Here is a 16,364-nt window from a genome sequence, read left to right as displayed (position 1 = left end):
CAGTTCAGCGCACGCCGCGCAGCGCCAGCCGCGCGCGCGGCGGCGCCAGCCGGGGCTCCGGCCGGCGCGCGGCGTTGGCCGCCTCGCCCTTCAGGTGGAACACCTGCACCGACTGGGCCAGCGCCTGCGCATGTTCCTGCAAACTCTCGGCCGCCGCAGCGGCCTGCTCCACCAGCGCCGCGTTTTGCTGCGTGATATCGTCCATCTGCGTCACCGCGCGGTTGACCTCGCCGATGCCGGTGCTTTGCTCCTGGCTGGCCTCGGTGATCTGCGCCATGATGCCGGCCACCTTCTGCACCGACGCCACCAGCACGGTCATGGTGCTGCCGGCGTCGTTCACCAGCTTGCTGCCGGCATCGACCGTCTCCACCGACGCCCCAATCAGTTCCTTGATCTCCCTGGCCGCCGCCGCGCTGCGCTGGGCCAGGTTGCGCACCTCCGACGCCACCACCGCGAAACCGCGCCCCTGCTCGCCCGCGCGCGCCGCCTCCACCGCCGCGTTGAGCGCCAGGATATTGGTCTGGAACGCGATGCCGTCAATGACGCCGATGATGTCGACGATGCGCGTGGAACTGGCCTTGATCGAGCCCATCGTGTCGACCACCTGCGCCACCATCGCCCCGCCCTGCACCGCCACGATGGAGGCGTCGGCCGCGAACTGGTTGGCCGCGCGCGCGCTGTCGGCGTTCTGCTTGACGGTGTCGGTCAGCTGCTCCATCGAGCTGGCGGTCTGCTCCAGCGAACTGGCCTGGGCCTCGGTGCGCGAGGACAGGTCGGCGTTGCCGCGCGCGATCTCGTCGGTGGCCACCAGCATCTCGTCGGTGCTGGAGCGGATGCGGCCTATCATGCCGGTCAGGTTGGTGTTGATGGTGTTCATCGCATCCATCAGGTGGCCGACCTCGTCGTCGCGCTCGACGCGGATATCGTGGCTCAGGTCGCCCTCGGCGATATTGCGCGCGGTGTCGATCGCGTGATCGAAGCTGAGCTTGATGTGGCGGTAGATCATGAACAGGCACAGCAGCGACGCGCCCACCAACAGGATCAGCAGCGCGATCGCGGTCCAGAACGCCATGTTGGTGCTATGGGCCGCGTTGGCCACCGCCGCGCCCGTGCGCTGGTCCAGCAGCACCAGGAACTCGTTCACCGGCTGCATGATCTTCGCCTTGTTCTTGTGGTACTGCTCGTCGTGCATGATCTTGCGCGCCATCTCGGGATCGGGCGGCCCGGTCTTGGTGAACTTGCCGGTGCCGTCGTCGAACAAGCCCTTGACCGCGTTCATGGCGATGACCTCGGTCTTCACCAGCCCGTCCGAATTGGCCTGCGCCTCTTTCAGCTTGCCGAACTCCTCCTCGGTGAAGCCGGCCTGGCGCATCAGGTCCGCCAGCGCGACCGTCTCGCCGTCCGGCGTGGGCTTGTCGACACCGGCCGCGACGAAGTCCCAGTAGATGCGTTCGTAGTGCTGCGGGCGCGGCTTCTTGCCGTTGCGGATATCGAGGATGTCGAGGTATTCTTTTTCGTACTTGGGATCGCCGGTGACGACGTAGGTGCGGGCCAGCCGGGTCAAGTCGTCCGAGCTCTGCCGTAATTCGTCGGCCAGCAGGTAGGAGTGGTAGCGCGCCTCGCTGGCGTGGTTGAGCTCGGCCTCCTTGGTCGAGATACGCACCAGCGCCCACAAGGTCAGGCAGGACAATGCCAGACTGACCAGGAAGAACAAAATGAAAATATTCTTGATGGAGAATTTGCTTTTCATGATCGCCCCCGACTATTGAGTCAATTGTAGACTCAATGCGCACCAATCTGGCGCGCCGTACGGGACGGTTTTCCTGACTGTTGTTTCTTGGCGAAAGCGCCAGTGCGGCCTAGTCCGGCAGCGGCGCCCACTTCTGCATAGTCGCCGTTTTCATAAAGTCAACGGCCAGCCTGGCCGCCTCGGGCAGCAGCTGCTGGCGCGCGGTCGCGACCACCACCCAATCCTTCTCGGTGGTCAGCACCTCGATGAAATACAGGCCATAGCGGTGATAGGTGAAGTCGAACGCGGAATCCGGCAGGTGCGGCCCGTCGCCGCGCAGCTGGTTCTTGCTCTCCTCGTAATTCTTCAGCGAGTCCTTGCGGTGAGAAAAACTCAACACCAGCAGCGCGCCGGCGTTCGGGTTGGCCTTGTCGAAATAGCCGTACACGCAGTCGTGCGGCGTCTTCTTCACATCCAGCACCAGCGTGGTCTTGAACAGCGCCTCGAACCGCGCGAGCGGGAACGGCTTGGCCAGCAGTGCGCGGCAGCGCGCCATATTGGCCGTGTCGCGCGGATCGGGCGCCGGCGCGCCGTCGGCCACGGCCAGTGCATTGATCTCGAAATCGCCGTCGTCGACCAGCCGCTCCCAGCCCTCGAACTTGCCCATGCCGCGCGTACGCGCGATCGACAGCAGAAGGCTCTGTCCCGGCGCCGGGCGCTCCGGCTGCAGCTGGTAGATTGGATCGGCGTACGCCTGCGCCGGCGTGACGATGGTCCAGCCCATGTCGATGAACTGCTGGATCGCATCCTTGAGCCACAGCGCGTTGATCAGATTGTGGTGCATCAGCATGACCTGCGGGATATCGCGCCCTTCCAGCTTGCGCGACAAATCGCGGTACGCGATGGCGCGCTGGCGCAGGTGCGACAGGTAGGCCTGCCGGATCGGCTCGATGTCGGCCTTGGGATCGGCGCGCAGCACGTCGGTCAGTTTTTCATCCAGCCGCCAGTCGCTGGTATCGAGGCTGACGTAGCCGTTCCGGTAGCCGCTCTCCTTCAGGAACGCCCGCATGCCGTCGCGCTTTTCGGGCGTGTTCCCCTCGCGCAGGAAGGTGTAGCGGAACCACTTCTGATAACCGGGCAGCGTCGACGTGATGCGGTCGCAGTCCTGCACTTCCTGCTGGTACTGCGCCAGCGTGAGCTTGGCGTCGTTCAGGTCCGGATGGGTCATGGTGTGGTTGCCGAGCGCGTGGCCCGCCTGTCCCCAGGCCTTGGCCAGCGCGTAGCCTTCCGGCTTGTCCGCGCCGTAGCCGCAGGTGACGAACAGCGCCGCCTGCACATGATGCGCGGCCAGCGCGCCGAGCAGCGCCTGGTTGCGCTGCTGCGGCGACAGCAGCGGCGTCGTTTCCAGCTTGGGTCCATCGTCAAACGTGAAGGCCACCGATTGCGCCTGCGCGGTGGAGGCGCACAGCATGGCGGCGATTAGCAAGGCACGGACCAATGTCATTAAGCGGTTCTCTCTTTGATGCGTTGAAGTTGCGCCGACTGATACGCGCCGAAGGCGTCGTTGAACAGGCAGCGGATCAGGGGATCATCAACGATATCGGCATCGGGCGGCGCGCCGTTGATGCGCATGTACATCGACGTCAGCGACTCGCCCAGCGCCAGGCCCGCGTACAGTTTGGCGATGGGGATTTCGGTCATCCACGTCGGCGCTTCCTCGTCGCCGGTGATGGCGATGCTGTCGCCGTGGACGCGGTAGCGGAACTGCCGCACGGCGCCCTCATGGTCGTAGACCGAGAGCTGCCAGATGCACGGCGTTTCAAAGTAGCTGTCCGGCGGCAGCTCCATGTCCTGATACTTTTCCAGCAGGCCGCTGGTGCAGTAGTCCAGCGCCAGCGCGGTCTGTCCGGCGTCGAGCGGCGCGAAGTGGCGGGCGATGTCGGACGTCGGCGGCGGCACGATGTCGGCGTCGTACTCGTAATCGACATCCTGCTCGCCGACCGGCAGCACCCACGGCAGCGGCGCGGATGGCGCCAGCGCTTGCGGCGTCAGCTCCACCGACACCGATGGATTCAGGCGCACGATGACGGCATCGGGCAGCCACGCGCCCACCTCCTGCGCGAACTGGCGGTAAGTGATCGGGAACAGCGCATGGTTGTACCACGACCAGGGCTCCTGCACGAACTGGCAGGAACTCGGCACCACATAGCGCGGCGCCAGCGCCTGCAGCTGCTCCGGCCATTCCTCCGGCAGCTCGGGCACGCCGCCCTGCGCGCGCGACGGCGCGATGACATCGATCTCGCGCATGGTCTGGAAAGGCCACAGCACCATGTCCCACGGCGCGTAGGGCTTGAGCTGTTCCAGCGTCTCCGGGTCCATCCACGAATCGACCACATTGAGCACATTCAGGCCGGCGGCGCGGATGTGGAACATCGAATCGACATCGGCATCGAGCGCCCGGCGCGGAATGACCTCGATCGCTCCGACCTGCACCGGAGCGTCCACCTCCAGCCGCAGCACGTTGACGAAACCCAGCGCGCGTATCAGCGCGAACAATTCGTCGAACAGGCAATACAGGTAGATCGGCGTGGCGCGGTCGAGCAGGTCCAGGCTCTCCAGCGAGCAGTGATCGTCGTGGAAGTGCGAGATGAAAACCGCGTCCGGCTTCATCCCGCGTATCAGCGCATGATCGAAGCGCACGTCGGGAAAGGCGTGGCAATTCCTGCTGAACGGGTTTTCAAATATCGGATCGAATGCGATCAGCGTACCGTCGCATTCGAAGACATAGCCTGCGTGCAGGATGCGGGAGATCTTGAGTGTCATAAGATGGGTGAGCGACAACGGGGCCGCGATGATATCGCATTCAAACCGAAACGGCGGAGAGATTCCGCACCATCCGCTTCGCCACTTGCCGGCTCCCCTGCGGCATGACTTTATTGAGAGTGAGCAGATGCAGTTCGGCTTTCAATTCGTCCTGCATCGACGGATCGTTATCGAGCCAGGCCAACGCCCTCTCCGGCCAATACCCGCTGACGGAAGCGCTCAACGCATGCCTCAATAACGACTTGGCTGGAAATGCCTGTATGCTCGCAGCATATTCCGGAAACCGGCTCTCGGCATCCTTCAGAAATCCGGAGAAGTCCTGAAAGTCCAACTCAAGAACCGGCAAAAGATGCATACACATCCTCTCGGAATCGATGACATGCGCCACGCCATGTGACTGCATGCACCATCCGTCGCGCGTATGAACCCCGAGCTTGCGGCCACTAATTTCCATCAGCCAGCAATATGGCCATGCTTCCGCAAGCAAAAGTGACGGCGCCCTCATTTCGCCTCCCAGGATTGATGCGATACCGCCCAGGACATAACTATGTACCGCATTAATCGAATGTGCAAGTTGTTGGTGCGGCGATCCATTGAAGCGGCACACGACAGGCCGACCCGTGACAAATTGCCGCGACGACGGGACGTAGACAAACTCGACGCCGTTCCCCGGCGGATAATAACCGCACAGCGCACGAACCGACGTCTGGTCGGTAATTCCGATGATTCCGGGTGCAGGGCCGGAGCCTCCCGTGACTGGCCAACCGGATGTCTTCTCCGCCATGTAGTGGACTCAAAAAGCTCACTGTACGGCGGAGTTCTCAATCAGAGTCTGTGCAAAACGAGTTCAATGCCAATTAACGCAACGGCGTCGGATAGCTGGCCGGGCTGGCGTTGCCTTCGTTGTCGATGGCTTGTACGCCAAAGTAGTAGTTGTCCTTCGATAGCGGCACCGTGAATTCGGTGGCCTTGCCGACGAACTGGCTGCCCTGCCATTCGGCGGCCGTGGTGTCGCGCCAGACGATGCGGTAGCCTGCCAGGTCGGGCTCGGCATTGGCTTGCCAGACCAGCTCGGTATCGTTCTGCAACTTGGCGGTGCGCACCTGCACCTTGGCCGGCGCGGCCGGTGCCAGCGACAGCGATGACAAGGCCGCCGCGTTGACGCGCGCCACCTGGGCGATGTAGTTGAAGTCGTCGTACTGCGGCAGGTCGCCGATCAGCACGCCGTTTTCGGTGCGGATGTTCTGGTGCTGGTGGTTGAAGTCCTCGGCCGGCTCGGTGAAACGCAGCGCCGCGTAGCCGCGCTCCAGGAAGGGCATGTGGTCGCCGCCACGCAGGTAGCGGTCGCGGCGCTGGATGATGTTGACCTTGAACCTGGGCACATAACGCTCGCCCGCTTCCTTCACCGCCCGCGCCAGCTGGCGCGACAGCGAATCGTTTTCGCCGCCGGTCTGGATCAGCGTGCGCACGGCGTCGCTGTTTTCCTTTTGCACCGGCAAGCCTTCGGCGAACAGGCGCACTTGCGTGTTGTCGACCTTGCCGTGCTCGTCGTGCGAGCTGCCGATGATGTCGTTGGTGAACATGCCGGCGACGTTCAGGTTCTTCTGCTTGGCCTGCTCGGCCCAGTGCGCCGCGCCCAGCAAGCCCTGCTCTTCCGCCGCCACCGTCATGAAGACCAGCGTGGCGTCGAACTTGTACTTGGCCATCACGCACGCCATCTCCATCACGGCGGCGGTGCCGGAAGCGTCGTCGTTGGCGCCCGGCGCATCGCCCTTGGCGTCCATGATGTCGGTGTTGCGCGAGTCGTAGTGGCCGCTCACCACATACATGCGGTCCACCGACGCCGCCTGCGTGCCCGGCAAGGTCGCCACCACGTTGACGATCTCGGTCGGACGGCTGATGCGCGCGGAGACCGGCGCCACGTGGCTGTCGAACGCCACCTGCAGACGCCCGCCCTGGGCCGTGCCGCAGCGCTCCAGCTCGCTCTTGATCCAGCGCCGTGCCGCGCCTATGCCCTCGGTATCGGAAACCGTGTCCGACATCGTGTGGCGCGTGCGGAAGCCCACCAGCTTGTTGATATAGCCTTCGATGCGGGCCGGAGAAATTTCCCGCACGATCTGGTCGATCTGGGCCTGGTGGCGGTTGGTGTCGGGCGCGGCCGCGAAGGCTGGCGCGACGGCCAGCAGGGACAAGATGAGGGACTTGCAATACATCGTCGGACTCCGGTGAAAAGATCTCAATATCTTCTCACGGATAAACAAAACCCGCAGCGGCTGGCTGCGGGTTGTGTGGCTGCGACGGAATTACTTGGCAGGCGGCGCTGCTGGCGTGGATGCTGCGGCGGCTTTGTCGGCCTTGGCGGCTTTCGCTGCGGCCTTGTCGGCCTTGGCGGCGGCCTTGTCGGTGGCCTTGTCAGCCTTGGCGGTTTGCGCCGTGGCGGCTGGGGCGCCGTCCAGTGGCTTGCCGTTCACTACCAGGCCAGCCTGCGACAGCTTGACGGCGTTTTTCTCGCCGATGCCCTTCACGCGCTTCTCGAAGTCCGCCCAATCCTTGAAATCGCCTTTCTTGCGCTCTTCCATGATGGCCTTCGATTTGGCCGGGCCGATGCCCTTGACCGAATCCAGCGCGGCCGCGTCAGCCTTGTTGACATCGACCTGCGCGAAAGCGAAGCCCATCGTTGCAATCAGGGTTGCAACCGCCAGCAAAATTTTCTTGAACATGTCTCAATCTCCGTGGTGGGTGAAAGGCGGCAAGCGCGCCTTGAACACCCTTAACGGCCAGCCTCGGCGTCGGTTGACAGATCGTTCATGAAGCTTTTATGACAAGCGTCAAAGCCCGGCCGTCAAGCGTTGAACAATTCCTCGCGCGTGACGGTCGCCGTACCCAGCTTGCCGACCACGATGCCGCCGGCGCGGTTGGCCGTCTGCACCGCCTCGTTCCAGCCCACGCCCGCGCCCAGCATGGCGGCCATGGTGGCGATCACCGTGTCGCCCGCGCCGGAGACGTCGAACACTTCGCGCGCCTGCGCCGGCATGTGGAATTGCTGGCCGTCGGTGTACAGCGTCATGCCCTCTTCCGAGCGGGTCAGCAGCAGCGCATCCAGCTTGAGCTCGGCGCGCAGCGCCTGCGCCTTCGCGGTCAGCTGCTCTTCGCTGTTCCAGCTGCCGACGATGCGCTTCATTTCCGACTTGTTGGGCGTCAGTACGGTGGCGCCGGCGTAGCGGCTGAAATCGTCGCCTTTCGGATCGACCATCACCACCTTGCCGGCGGCGCGCGCCGAGGCGATCATGTCGGCCACGTTGACCAGCGAACCCTTGGCGTAGTCCGACAGCACGATCACGTCGTAGTCGGGCAGCAGCGCCTTGAACTGCAGCAGCTTGTCGCGCAGCACGGTGTCGGTCGGCGGCTCTTCGAAGTCGATGCGCACCATCTGCTGCTGGCGGCCGATCACGCGCAGCTTGATGATGGTGGAGATGGCGTCGTCACGCTTCAGGTAGCTGTGGATGCCGCCGCTTTGCAGCATGTGCTCCACTTCATTGCCGGCCTCGTCCGCGCCCACCACGCCCAGCAGGCCGGCGCGCGCGCCCAGCGCGGCCGCGTTGCGCGCCACGTTGGCCGCACCGCCCAGGCGCGCTTCGCGCTTCTCGATGCGGACGATGGGGACCGGCGCTTCCGGCGAAATGCGGCTGACGTCGCCGAACCAGTAACGGTCCAGCATCACATCGCCTACCACCAGGATGCGCACCTGCTCCAGCGCCGGTGCTTTATAAATCGTAACGTCAGTGCTCACAAATACCTCGTTAAACGCGGGTCAGGATGGAACGGCCGATGCCGTGGTATTCGAAGCCCGCCTCGGCCATGACTTCCGGCTCGAACAGGTTGCGGCCGTCGAAGATGATGGCCTGCTTCAGCGACGACTTGATGCGGTCGAAATCCGGGCTGCGGAAGGCCTTCCATTCGGTGACGATCACCAGCGCCTCGGCGGCGGCCAGCGTATCCATCGGGCTGGTGGCGAAGCGGATGCGCGCCATCTCTTCAGCGCTCAGGTCCAGCTCCAGCACGCGCCTGGCTTCCGTCATCGCGACCGGGTCGTACACCGCCACGGTGGCGCCGCCGTCCAGCAGCTGCTTGATCAGCACGCGGGCCGGCGCTTCGCGCATGTCGTCGGTATTCGGCTTGAAGGCCAGGCCCCAGATGGCGAAGTGCTTGCCGCCCAAATCGGCGCCGAAGCGCTTGACCACCTTCTGGCCCAGCACCAGCTTCTGCTTGTCGTTGACCGCCTCCACCGCGCGCAGGATCAGCAGTTCCTGGTCGTACTGGCGCGCCGTGCGTTCCAGCGCCTGCACGTCTTTCGGGAAGCAGGAACCGCCGTAGCCGGCGCCGGCGTACAGGAAGCTGTGGCCGATGCGCGGATCGGAGCCGATGCCGTGGCGCACCGCCTCGATGTCGGCGCCCACCTGGTCGGCCAGGTTGGCCAGTTCGTTCATGAACGAGATGCGGGTGGCCAGCATGGCGTTGGCCGCGTATTTGGTGAACTCGGCCGAGCGCACGTCCATCCAGAAGGTGCGTTCGTGATTGCGGTTGAACGGCGTGTACAGTTTCTTCATCAGGCCGTGGGCCTTCTCGCCCTCCGGCGTGCCGTCGTAGCCGATGACGATGCGGTCCGGACGCATGAAGTCTTCCACCGCCGCGCCCTCTTTCAGGAACTCGGGATTGGACACCACCGAGAACTTGGACGCATCGCCGCGCGCGGCCAGCTCGGCCTGCACAGCAGCCTTGACGCGGTCGGCCGTGCCGACCGGCACGGTGGACTTGTCGACGATGACCTTGAACTCGGTCATGTGCTTGCCGATGTTTTTGGCGGCGGCCAGCACGTATTGCAGGTCGGCCGAGCCGTCTTCATCCGGCGGCGTGCCGACCGCGATGAACTGCAGGCAGCCGTGCGCGACCGAGGCGGCCACATCGGTGGAGAACTGCAGGCGGCCGGCAGCGCGGTTGCGCGCGACGATTTCTTCCAGGCCCGGCTCGTGGATCGGGATGCCGCCGTTGTTCAGCAGGTCGATTTTCTTCTGGTCGACGTCGAGGCAGAAAACGTCGTTGCCCAGCTCGGCGAGGCAGGCGCCGGTGACGAGGCCGACATAACCGGTGCCGATGATGGTGATTTTCATAGTGTGCTCCCCTTAGTTCATGACGTTGAGTTCTTCGGTACGGCGCGGCGGGTAGGTCTCCCAACGGCTGCATCCCGGACATTGCCAGTAGAACTGGCGCGCCTTGAAACCGCAGTGGCTGCACTGGTAGCGCGCCAGCTTTTGCGTATAACCGTGGACCAGGTTCTTGACCATGGACAGTTCCGGCACCAGGGTGGCCGGCGCGTCCATCAGGCGCGCCTCCAGCAGCTTGTCCAGGCCCAGCAGGGTCGGCGTGCGGCGCAGCTCGTTGCTCACCAGCTGCTTGGCGGCGTCCACGCCGTCCAGCTCCAGCACCGCCTTGTAGACCACCTCGATCAAGTCGATCGACGACGCCTGCTCCAGGTAGGACTTGAGCAGGTTCACGCCTTCCTGCGGGCGGCCCACCTTGCGGTAGGCGTCCATCATGCGCTGCGCCACCAGCGCCGTGTGCGGCACGCTGATCTGCTCGACGCGGCGCCAGGTCAGCAGCGCGCCCTCGATATCGCCCTGCGCCAGCTGGGCGTCGCCGCTCAGCATGGTGGCGCGCACGTTGACGCGGTCGGCGTGCAGCGACTTCTCCAGCAGCGGCAGCGCCTCCTCGGGATGCATGTGCACCAGCGCGTCCTGCGCCAGCTCGCAGTAGAACTGCGCGATTTCCTTCTGGCGCGCACCGGCGCCCGATTCCTGCAGGCCGATCGCGGCCTCGATGGCGCGCGGCCACTCCTTCTCGCGCTGGAAGATCTCCAGCAGCGCGCGGCGCGCCGGCACGGCGTACTGGCCGCTGACCATGGCGGTGAAGGTTTCCTCGGCGCGGTCCAGCAGGCCGGCCTTCAGGTAGTCCATGCCCAGCTCGTACTGCGCGTGTTCCTTCTGCTCCTGCGGCAGGTCCGGGCGCGACAGCAGGTTCTGGTGCACGCGGATGGCGCGCTCGGTCTCGCCGCGGCGGCGGAACAGGTTCCCCAGCGCGAAGTGCATGTCGGCCGTTTCGGTGTCCATGCGGACGATTTCAATGAAGGCGTCGATGGCCTTGTCCGGCTGCTCGTTGAGCAGGAAGTTCAGGCCCTTGAAGTAGGCGCGCGGCAGCGTGCGCGATTCCGACACCAGTTGACGTATGTCGACGCGCGCGGCGACCCAGCCCAGTCCGAAGAAGACCGGGATCCCCAATAACCACCAGAGTTCGAATTCCATGCTTGATGTTTTTTATTGTGTGTTTATTGTGTATTGACGCTGTCCGGCTGCGGCTGGGCGTTGGCCTGCAGCGCGCTCGACTGCAGCGTGGTGATCGTGGTTTTGTGTTTGTTCGTTTCGCGGCGGTGGCGGAACACGGTGGGCGTCAGCGCCAGCACGCCCAGGACGGCGCCGGCCACAAAGAAGCCCAGCAGCATCAGGACCAGGGGTCCGTGCAGGTCATAGTGCAGGAAGAAATGCAGATCGACTTCCTGCGTGTTCTTCAGGGCAAAGCCAAAAAACAGGACGAAAAGAACGAATCCAATAATCGTGGATATGAATTTCATTAGCCAGGTTTCCTGTTCAGTAATTCTAAAAAAAAGCGGCATCCGTAGACGCCGCTTTTATTTTAACTCATCAGACGCTTTAGTCCTCGATGATCGGTTGCCCGACCATCGCGTCGACCCGCTCGCGCAATTGCTTGCCCGGCTTGAAATGCGGCACCCGTTTTTCAGGCACCATCACTTTGTCGCCCGACTTCGGATTACGTCCGATGCGCGGTGGCCGGCTGTTCAGAGCAAAGCTGCCAAAACCGCGGATCTCGATGCGCTGACCGGTCGCCAGGGCGTTGGTCATCGCATCCAGAATGGTCTTGACGGCATACTCCGCATCTTTGGCCACCAGCTGAGAGTAACGCTCAGCCAGGCGGTTGATCAACTCGGACTTAGTCATCGACTAGTTCTTAGTTCTTGTTATCGAACTTGGCTTTCAACAGCGCGCCCAGGCTGGTGGTGCCCGAAGCTGCGTTGTTGTCGGTCGCGGCCATCTTCTGCATGGCTTCTGCAGTTTCAGCGCTGTCTTTAGCTTTGATCGACAGTTGGATCGAACGTGCTTTGCGGTCGATGTTGATCACCAGAGCTTCGACGGAATCGCCGACTTTCAGGTGGGTGCCAGCATCTTCCACGCGGTCACGCGAGATTTCCGACGCGCGCAGGTAGCCTTCAACTTCTTCGGACAGTTGGATCACGGCGCCTTTAGGCTCAACCGATTTAACGGTGCCGGTAACCAGCGCGCCCTTGTCGTTCATGGCTGCGAAGTTGTTGAATGGGTCGCCTTCCAGTTGCTTGACGCCCAGGGAAACGCGCTCGCGCTCAACGTCGATGGCCAGAACGATGGCTTCCAGTTCGTCACCTTTCTTGAAGCGACGCACGGCTTCTTCGCCGGTTTCGGTCCAGGACAGGTCGGACAGGTGCACCAGGCCGTCGATGTTGCCGGCCAGGCCGATGAACACGCCGAAGTCGGTGATCGACTTGATCGCGCCACGGACTTTATCGCCCTTCTTGTGGGTCACGCCGAAGTCATCCCATGGGTTCGCTTTGCACTGTTTCATGCCCAGCGAAATACGGCGACGCTCTTCGTCGATTTCCAGAACCATCACTTCAACTTCGTCGCCCAGCTGGACAACTTTGTTTGGAGCGACGTTTTTGTTGGTCCAGTCCATTTCGGACACGTGAACCAGGCCTTCGATGCCTTGTTCAACTTCAACGAACGCGCCGTAGTCGGTCAGGTTGGTGACTTTACCGAACAGACGGGTGCCTTGTGGGTAACGACGGGACAGACCGGTCCAAGGATCGTCGCCCAGTTGCTTCACGCCCAGGGACACACGGTTTTTCTCTTGATCGTACTTCAGAACCTTGGCGGTGATTTCCTGGCCAACGGTCAGCACTTCCGATGGGTGACGCACACGACGCCATGCCAGGTCGGTGATGTGCAGCAGGCCGTCGATACCGCCCAGATCCACGAACGCGCCGTAGTCGGTGATGTTTTTGACGACGCCGGTAACCACGGTGCCTTCTTTCAGGGTTTCCATCAGTTTCTGACGCTCTTCGCCCATCGAAGCTTCGATGACGGCGCGGCGGGACAGAACGACGTTGTTACGCTTGCGGTCCAGCTTGATCACTTTGAATTCGAGGGTCTTGCCTTCGAATGGGGTGGTGTCTTTGACTGGACGGGTGTCAACCAGCGAACCTGGCAGGAAGGCGCGGATGCCGTTGGTCAGAACGGTCAGGCCGCCCTTGACTTTACCGTTGACGGTACCGACAACGATTTCGCCCGATTCCATGGCTTTTTCCAGTGCCAGCCACGAAGCCAGACGCTTGGCTTTGTCGCGCGACAGGATGGTGTCGCCGAAACCGTTTTCGAGCGATTCGATCGCCACGGAAACGAAGTCGCCTACTTTGACTTCCAGTTCGCCGTGGTCGTTCTTGAATTCTTCAACTGGGATGAATGCTTCCGATTTCAGGCCGGCGTTGACGATCACGAAGTTGTGATCCAGACGAACGACTTCAGCCGAGATCACTTCGCCCGAACGCATGTCTTGACGCGACAGGGATTCTTCGAAGAGGGCTGCAAAACTTTCCATATTAGACATTGTAACTTCCAGGTTACCAACAAGGCTCGCGAGATGCGACTTCAGTTGGGTTAGGGTTAATAAACGCCACGGCCATCAGAGCGACCGCGACACCAGCTATTTACCGATGGCCGCATACCACTGCAACACCTGGGCGACCGCTTCGTCAGCGGTCATATTCGAGGTATCGAGCACATGCGCCCCCTCTGCGGGGACCAGCGGCGCGATGGTCCGGTTTGTATCCCGGTCGTCCCGCGCCTGCAAATCCATCAGTAGGTCTTCCATATTAGCAGAAATTCCTTTGCCAATCAATTGCTTATAGCGGCGTTCCGCGCGCGCCGCCACACTGGCGGTCAAAAACACCTTCAGCGCGGCGTTCGGGAAGATCACCGAGCCCATGTCGCGCCCGTCCGCCACCACGCCCGGCGCCTTGCGGAAGCTGAGCTGCAGCCCCAGCAGCGCGTGGCGCACGGCGTGAAATGTTGCAATTTTTGAAGCGGTATTGCCGACCTCTTCGGCACGGATCGCCTCGGTGACGTTTTCGTGCGACAGGATGATGTCGCCGCCCTGGAAGCTGCACTGCAGGTGCTCGGCCAGCTTGGCCAGCGCGTGCTCGTCGTTCAGATCGGTGCCGCGGCGGAGTGCCGACAGCGCCGTCAAACGATACAGGGCGCCAGAATCCAGGTAGTGGAAGCCGAGCTTATCGGCGACGCGGTGCGCGACGGTACCCTTGCCGGATGCGGTGGGGCCGTCGATGGCGATGACTGGAATTGGGGAAGTGGCCATTTGATTTAGATTATTTATTTTGCTATCGCCGCGAAGGCGGCGAAATACTCGGGGAAGGTCTTGCCCACGCATTTGGGATCGTTGATGCGCATGACATTGCCCTTGCGCGCGGCGCCGTCCAGCGACACCAGCGAGAAGCACATCGCCATGCGGTGGTCGTCATAGGTGTCGATGGTGGCCGGCGTAATGACGGCCGGCGGCGTGACCTTGATGTAGTCGGGGCCCTCCTCCACGATGGCGCCGACCTTGCGCAGTTCGGTCGCCATGGCGGCGATGCGGTCGGTCTCCTTGACGCGCCAGCTGGCGATGTTGCGCAGTGTGCTGGTGCCGTCGGCGTACAGCGCGGCGATGGCGATGGTCATGGCGGCGTCGGGGATGTGGTTGAAGTCGGCGTCGATGGCTTTCAGCACGCCGTTCGACTTGGCCTCGATCCAGTTGTCGCCCATGGTGATCTGCACGCCCATCCGCTCCAGCGCGGCGGCGAAGCGCACGTCGCCCTGGATGCTATCCTTGCCAACGCCCTCGACCCGCACCGGGCCGCCGGCGATCGCGCCGGCCGCCAGGAAGTAGGACGCCGACGAGGCGTCGCCCTCGACGTGGATGGTGCCGGGCGACTGGTACACCTGGCCGGGCTGGATGGTGAACGACTCCCAGCCGTTCTGCTCCACCGTCACGCCGAAGCGGCGGATCAGGTTGAGCGTGATTTCGATGTAGGGCTTGGAGATCAGCTCACCGACGACGTCGATGCTGATCGCGTGTTCGCGTGCCATCAGCGGCGCCACCATCAGCAGCGCGGTCAGGAACTGGCTCGAGACGTCGCCGCGCACCGACAGGCGCTGCGCGTGGATCTTGCCCTGCTTGATGTGCAGCGGCGGGAAGCCGGGGTTGCCGGTGTATTCGACGTTGGTGCCGGCGGCGTTCAGCGCGTCCACCAGGTCGCCGATCGGGCGCTCGTGCATGCGCGGCACGCCGTGCAGCGTGTAGTCGCCGCCGATGACGGCCAGTGCGGCGGTCAGCGGGCGGATCGCGGTGCCGGCGTTGCCCATGAAGAGGTCGGCCGATTTGTTCGGCAGCACGCCGGCCACGCCCTTGACGTGGTGGATGGTGCCGGTGGCGGTTTTCTCTTCGGTCCACTGCACGCCGAGCGAACGCAGGGCGGCCAGCATCACGGCCGTGTCGTCGGAGGCCAGCAGGTCGACGATGTCGACGTCGCCCTGCGACAGGGCCGACAACAGCAGGATGCGGTTGGAGATGGATTTCGAGCCAGGCAGGCGCACCGCGCCCTGCACATGCGCGACCGTTTGCAGGTCGATATATTCGTGGGTCATGCTGATTCCTGAGTAGTCTGCGCGGTTAAATTTCTTTAGCCTGCGCCGGCGGCGCCTCGGCCGCCTCGATCGCTGTAATCCACTGGTGGCGGGCGCGCTGGGCGTTGGCGTACACGCTCTCCAGCCCTGCCCCGTCACCGGCGGCGAGACGGGCACGCAGGCCCGTTAATTGTGCCAGATAGGCATCAAGCTCCGTCAACAATGCCGACTGGTTGGCCAGGCTGATGTCGCGCCACATTTCTGGCGACGACCCCGCGATCCTTGTGAAATCGCGGAAGCCGCTGGCCGCATACTGAAACAGTAAATCCGCATGCGGTTTGTTCGCGATGTCGTCCACCAGCGCATAGGCCAGCAAATGCGGCAAATGGCTCACGGCGGCAAACACCTTGTCATGTTCTTGCGGGGTCAAACGGTGGATGATCGCATCGCAGGCGCGCCACGCGGCTGCCACACGCTCGACATCCTGCGCCGAATTCTCATCCAGCGCCGTCAGCACCACCTTCTTGCCGACGTACAGATCGTCGATCGCCGCTTCGGGACCATTGGTCTCGCGTCCGGCGATCGGATGGCCCGGCACGAACTGGGCGATCTTGCCGCCCAGCGCGCGCCGCGCCGAAGCCACCACGTCGGACTTGGTGCTGCCCGCGTCGGTGACCACGGTGCCCGGCTGCAGATGCGGCGCAATCGCCGCCAGGATCGCCTCGGTCTGCGCCACCGGAGCGGCCAGCAACACCAGGTCGGCGCCATGCAGCGCCTCGGCCATCGTGCAACCGCCACCACCCGCGTCGGCCACGCCGATCACGTCGATGATGCCCAGCTCCTGCGCGCGCTTCAGCGAGGCGGCGGAGCGCCCCATGCCGACCACGCTGCCGACGGCGCCGGCCTTCTTCAGCGACCGCGCAAACGATCCGCCGATCAGGCCCACGCCAAAGATGACGACCTTGTTCAGCATG

At 63.4% G+C, this 16,364-nt stretch carries 15 protein-coding genes; all 15 read right to left on the bottom strand.

Going from position 1 to position 16,364, the window contains the following annotated elements; all coding sequences use genetic code 11:
- Positions 1–4 precede the first annotated feature (4 nt).
- Positions 5–1,750 carry a methyl-accepting chemotaxis protein gene (locus tag ACUJB0_RS12830; protein WP_444845552.1) on the bottom strand — a complete coding sequence of 582 codons (1,746 nt, stop codon included), beginning with the start codon at positions 1,748–1,750 and terminating at the stop codon, positions 5–7.
- 109 nt (positions 1,751–1,859) lie between these two features.
- Positions 1,860–3,233 (bottom strand): polysaccharide deacetylase family protein, encoded by a 1,374-nt coding sequence (locus ACUJB0_RS12825; RefSeq protein ID WP_444845551.1) that lies wholly within the window; start codon positions 3,231–3,233, stop codon positions 1,860–1,862.
- On the bottom strand, positions 3,233–4,552 hold the full coding sequence (locus tag ACUJB0_RS12820; RefSeq protein WP_444845550.1) for an MBL fold metallo-hydrolase: 1,320 nt from the start codon (positions 4,550–4,552) through the stop codon (positions 3,233–3,235). The genes ACUJB0_RS12825 and ACUJB0_RS12820 overlap by 1 nt, the downstream gene beginning before the upstream one ends.
- 40 nt (positions 4,553–4,592) lie before the next feature.
- On the bottom strand, positions 4,593–5,336 hold the full coding sequence (locus ACUJB0_RS12815; RefSeq protein ID WP_444845549.1) for a hypothetical protein: 744 nt from the start codon (positions 5,334–5,336) through the stop codon (positions 4,593–4,595).
- A gap of 73 nt (positions 5,337–5,409) precedes the next feature.
- Complete coding sequence (locus tag ACUJB0_RS12810; protein WP_444845548.1) at positions 5,410–6,765, bottom strand: M28 family peptidase; 1,356 nt, start codon at positions 6,763–6,765, stop codon at positions 5,410–5,412.
- A gap of 90 nt (positions 6,766–6,855) precedes the next feature.
- Positions 6,856–7,272: a ComEA family DNA-binding protein gene (locus tag ACUJB0_RS12805; protein WP_444845547.1), complete on the bottom strand. Its 417-nt coding sequence runs from the start codon at positions 7,270–7,272 to the stop codon at positions 6,856–6,858.
- A gap of 122 nt (positions 7,273–7,394) precedes the next feature.
- Positions 7,395–8,342, bottom strand: a complete 948-nt coding sequence (gene rfaE1 / locus ACUJB0_RS12800) for a D-glycero-beta-D-manno-heptose-7-phosphate kinase (protein ID WP_161085886.1) — start codon at positions 8,340–8,342, stop codon at positions 7,395–7,397.
- A 10-nt stretch (positions 8,343–8,352) separates the two neighbouring features.
- Entirely contained in the window at positions 8,353–9,720 is a 1,368-nt protein-coding gene (locus ACUJB0_RS12795) for a UDP-glucose dehydrogenase family protein (protein ID WP_444845546.1), read from the bottom strand.
- Positions 9,721–9,732: 12 nt separating this feature from the next.
- Complete coding sequence (lapB, locus tag ACUJB0_RS12790) at positions 9,733–10,908, bottom strand: lipopolysaccharide assembly protein LapB (protein ID WP_444845545.1); 1,176 nt, start codon at positions 10,906–10,908, stop codon at positions 9,733–9,735.
- Between the two features lie 23 nt (positions 10,909–10,931).
- Positions 10,932–11,234, bottom strand: coding sequence for a LapA family protein (locus ACUJB0_RS12785; RefSeq protein ID WP_161085889.1), 303 nt, complete (start codon positions 11,232–11,234; stop codon positions 10,932–10,934).
- Positions 11,235–11,313: 79 nt separating this feature from the next.
- Positions 11,314–11,619 (bottom strand): integration host factor subunit beta, encoded by a 306-nt coding sequence (locus ACUJB0_RS12780; RefSeq protein WP_008446215.1) that lies wholly within the window; start codon positions 11,617–11,619, stop codon positions 11,314–11,316.
- A 10-nt stretch (positions 11,620–11,629) separates the two neighbouring features.
- Entirely contained in the window at positions 11,630–13,309 is a 1,680-nt protein-coding gene (gene rpsA, locus ACUJB0_RS12775) for a 30S ribosomal protein S1 (RefSeq protein WP_043479897.1), read from the bottom strand.
- A 105-nt stretch (positions 13,310–13,414) separates the two neighbouring features.
- Complete coding sequence (cmk, locus tag ACUJB0_RS12770) at positions 13,415–14,083, bottom strand: (d)CMP kinase (RefSeq protein ID WP_444845544.1); 669 nt, start codon at positions 14,081–14,083, stop codon at positions 13,415–13,417.
- A 14-nt stretch (positions 14,084–14,097) separates the two neighbouring features.
- A complete protein-coding gene (aroA, locus tag ACUJB0_RS12765) occupies positions 14,098–15,411 on the bottom strand; it encodes a 3-phosphoshikimate 1-carboxyvinyltransferase (RefSeq protein ID WP_444845543.1) in 1,314 nt (437 codons plus the stop codon).
- Between the two features lie 25 nt (positions 15,412–15,436).
- Positions 15,437–16,363, bottom strand: coding sequence for a prephenate dehydrogenase (locus tag ACUJB0_RS12760; RefSeq protein WP_444845566.1), 927 nt, complete (start codon positions 16,361–16,363; stop codon positions 15,437–15,439).
- Position 16,364: the final 1 nt, after the last annotated feature.

Origin of the sequence: Duganella caerulea (assembly GCF_040362985.1) — a bacterium.
Lineage (GTDB): Bacteria > Pseudomonadota > Gammaproteobacteria > Burkholderiales > Burkholderiaceae_D > Rugamonas > Rugamonas vulcania.
The sequence above is the reverse complement of the archived record's forward strand: the minus strand, read 5'-3'. Positions and strand labels throughout refer to the sequence as shown.